The organism is Longimonas sp. (assembly GCF_040409695.1).
Taxonomy (GTDB): domain Bacteria; phylum Bacteroidota; class Rhodothermia; order Rhodothermales; family Salinibacteraceae; genus Longimonas.
This window is the reverse complement of sequence record NZ_JARWGJ010000227.1, coordinates 1-3710: the sequence shown is the minus strand read 5'-3', so window position 1 is coordinate 3710 and position 3710 is coordinate 1. Positions and strand designations below refer to the sequence as shown.

Sequence of the window (3710 nt, the reverse complement as noted above, 5' to 3'; positions counted from 1 at the left end):
CCAATGTGCACGTGGTGCGCACCGACGAGCCGCAGACCATTACGCTGACCGACGCTTCCAACGCTCCGATCGGGCGCGTCGTTGCCGTCGGGCACCCGCGTCCACACGTCTCCGAAAACCTGGCCATCCGCTTTCCGGAAGCCGATGACGAACTACCTACCGTGGGCCTGCTGCATACGCACGTCACCTCAGCACAGTCGGTAGATGCCCACGACCGCTACGCTCCCTGCTCGGTCGACGATCTCCGGCGCCCCGGCTATGACTACTGGGCGCTCGGGCACATCCACCGGGGGCAGCAGGTCGACCCGGAGCTGCCCGCCTACTACGCGGGCAACCTGCAAGGGCGCCATCCCGGCGAGGACGGCGTGAAAGGCGGACTGCTCGTACGCATCCCCCCGAATAGCCCGCCCGATGTTACCGTACAGCCGTTTGCCCCCATCCGCTGGGAAACGCTGGTGCTTGACGATCTCGACCACGTGCAGTCGGTGGATGCGCTAACTCGTGCTGCAGAGGAGGCGCTCCAGCCCATACAGGAGCAGGCCCTCGCTTCCGAGTGGATGATCCGGCTGGTGCTGCGTGGCGCGTGTCCACTTGCGCCCGAGCTGCACGACGCCGGCGAGCGCACTTACCTCACCAACGTACTGTCTACCCGCCTGAACGTGCTCGACGTGGAGCTGAAGCTCGAAAACGTGACGCGCCCGGTGCCCGTAGAGCCGTACCGTGGCGAGCCCCATCTGGCCGGCGAGGTGCTGCAGCTTATCGACAAGGCCCGTACCGACGACGACCTGCTCAACGAGCTCGCCGGCGATGTGGAGTGGGCCGACCACGAGCACGCAACTCCTGCTGCACGGCGCAGCTATCTGCGCACGCTTCTCGACGGCATGGACCGCCGGGCCGTGGCCCGGCTCATCGCCGACGCCGAGTAAGCAGCTGTTTCCGCCCCGTTCTCTGCCCTGCCTCCTGATTACACCCTGCTCGCATGCACGTAACCGCCTGCACCATCGACGCTTACGGCCCCCTACGCGACTGCTCGCTCGAGCAGCTGGATGCGCCGGTTGTTCTCGTTCACGGTCCCAATGAGGCGGGCAAGACTGCGCTGTTTTCGTTTCTGAAGGCGATGCTTTACGGCATCTACCCCACCGCGCCCGACCGGCACCCCTATGCGCCCTACAACGGCGATGTTCTCGAAGGCGCCCTGCAGGCCCGGCTGCACGACGGCAGCACGCTCTCGGTAGAACGCCGTCTACGAAGCAGCCCGTACGGACGCCTCACCAGACCCAATGGCGACACCCGCACGCTCAACAACGAGACCCTGCCTCCGGTCGCGCATGTGTCACGCCAGGTCTACAACGCGGTCTACGCCCTCACGCTCGGCGACCTGGTTACCTTGCACCAGCAGAACGCATGGACGGAGATTCAGGACCGGCTCCTCGGGTCGCTCAGCGTGGACTTCGTGCGCCCTGCCCGTGCGGTGATCAACGAGCTGCACGACGAGGCCAATCAGCTGTGGCGCCCCGACCGGCGCGGCAAGCCCGAAGCGCAGCAGCTCCGCAAAGACCGCGACCAGCTGTACAACGACCTCAAAAAGGCGCGCAATCGCGACGAGACGATGCGCGGCCTGCGCGACGAGCTGACGGCCTGCGCGCAGCGCATCGAATCGCTCGAAGCCGAGCAGAAGCAGCTGCGCACCGACCAGCGCCGCGATGAGCGCCTGCGCCCGGTCTACACGTTCCTGACGCAGATCAAGCGCAACGAAGAGCGAGCCGGCGATCTCTCTTCCTATGCACACATCGACCAGCCTGAAAACGAACGCACCGCACTCCAAGAACGCCTCCGCGCGCTTGCCGAGGAGATGCGGATGCTGACGCGCGAACGCGACACCCACACCGAGGCCCTTAACGCTCATACCGAAGCCGACGACACCGTGGCAGCCCGCGCCGCCGAGATCGAGGCCTGGCCGCAGCGGATCGAGCGCATCGAGAACGAACGAGCCACGCTCGACGATGAACGTCAGGCGCTGCGTAGCGCGCAGGCCACCCTCGAACAGGCCGCCGACTGCCTGTCTGAGCCGTGGCAGCCTGAATGGAGCGAGCGCGTAGCCGCCCTGCACCTGCCCGAGCTGCGCAGCCGCATCCAGCACTACACCGATGCTGCTGCCGCTCTGCGCGACGCCGAAACCCAGGCCCGCACCCTCGGGCTCTTTGGGGAGGCGGAGCGCAGCTTCACCCCCGCCGTGCTTCTCGGCGTTGTAGGGCTCACGCTGCTTACCATCGGCATCCTGGTGGATTCGACGCTCTCCCTCTCGGTCGGTGGCGCCCTCGCTGCCGCGGCAGGGGCCTGGGCCTGGCACACCCGTACGCACAACGACGAGCTCGGCCAGCGCCTCGACGCGCTCAACCTCGATGCCCAGCGCCGCGAAGCCGAATCGCGCGCCGATGAAGTACGCGCGTTTGTCGACGACCTGCCCATCTCGCCTGCGCGCCTGGAATCGCCCACGCTCGACCTGGCCCACGACCTGGAGCGCCTGCAGCAAGCGGTGCGCAACGTCGGCGACGCCCGCGACCGAGTCGAACAGCGGCGCGAGCGCCTGCACCAGGAGCGTGCGTCCTGGAACGACCTGCTCGACGCCACGAACACCACTGCCCTGGCCGATGCTCACGACACCTGGCGAGCCCAGGTGCATGCCCTGCACGGCCGCCTGAACGAGGCCCAGGAGCGCATTGCTGCAGCCGAAGAGGCACAGGCCGCACTGCCCGACCTGAACGAGCGCATCAACACGCTGCAGAGCAAGCACGATACGTACGCTGCCGAGCACGACACGCTCTGCGTGCTCATCGAGGAGCTCGGCGACGGCGAGTGGGAGGCCGGCGTGCAGGAGCTTGCCGAGCGGCGCACCGCCCGCCGCCGCGCCAACGACGCCCGCGACCAGCTGCAGCGCGAGCACCCCGACTGGGAGACGCTCCGCACTGAAATTGAAGCGCTCGACGACACCGACGACGCACTGTCGTTCACGGATGAGGAGCGGGTCGAACGCACCGAGCGCCTCGAAGCTTTGCAGAACGAGCTCCGCGAAGCTACCGCCCGCCGGGCCGAGATCAGCAAGGAGCTTGAGCAGCTGGCCGAAAAGCCCACCATGGCCGTGCTACAGAGCGACATCGCCTCAGTCGAAGCGGACCTCGACCGCGTGCGCACCGAGCGCGACCGGCTTACTCTGCTGGCTACCCTCATCCGCCGGGCCGACCACGACTTTCGGATGCGCCACCAGCCCGACGTCATTCAGCGCGCCTCGGAGCACATCGCAACCATCACCGGCGGACGCTATGAACGCATGGAGTGGCGCGAGGAAGATGACCGCCTTGTCGTGTATGCCCCACGCCAGGCCGACCCGCAGCCCGTCGGGCCCCCGCTCAGTCGCGGCACCCGCGACCAGATCTACCTGGCGCTGCGCATGGCCATCGTCGACCATCTCGATGCCGACCACGAGTCGCTACCGGTGTTCTTAGACGAGGTCTTCGTCAACTGGGACACCGATCGCCGCCAGGCGGGCTATCGCATCCTGCAGTCGTGGGAGGGCCGCCGCCAGGTCTTCCTCTTCACCTGCCACCGCCCACTTGTACGCGAAGCCCGTGAAGCCCTCAACGCACACGTCATTCAGCTCGACGGCCCCAGTGCTTCCTGATATCATTTTCTGACAGTATTTTCTGACAGCA

The 3710-nt window shown here is 66.9% G+C and carries 2 protein-coding genes; both read left to right on the top strand.

The window, feature by feature from the left end:
- On the top strand, positions 1-926 hold a 926-nt coding region (locus tag PPP56_RS13855), incomplete at its 5' end, for a metallophosphoesterase family protein (RefSeq protein ID WP_502912585.1).
- Between the two features lie 53 nt (positions 927-979).
- On the top strand, positions 980-3679 hold the full coding sequence (locus PPP56_RS13850; RefSeq protein ID WP_353564646.1) for an AAA family ATPase: 2700 nt from the start codon (positions 980-982) through the stop codon (positions 3677-3679).
- The last annotated feature ends 31 nt before the right edge of the window (positions 3680-3710 follow it).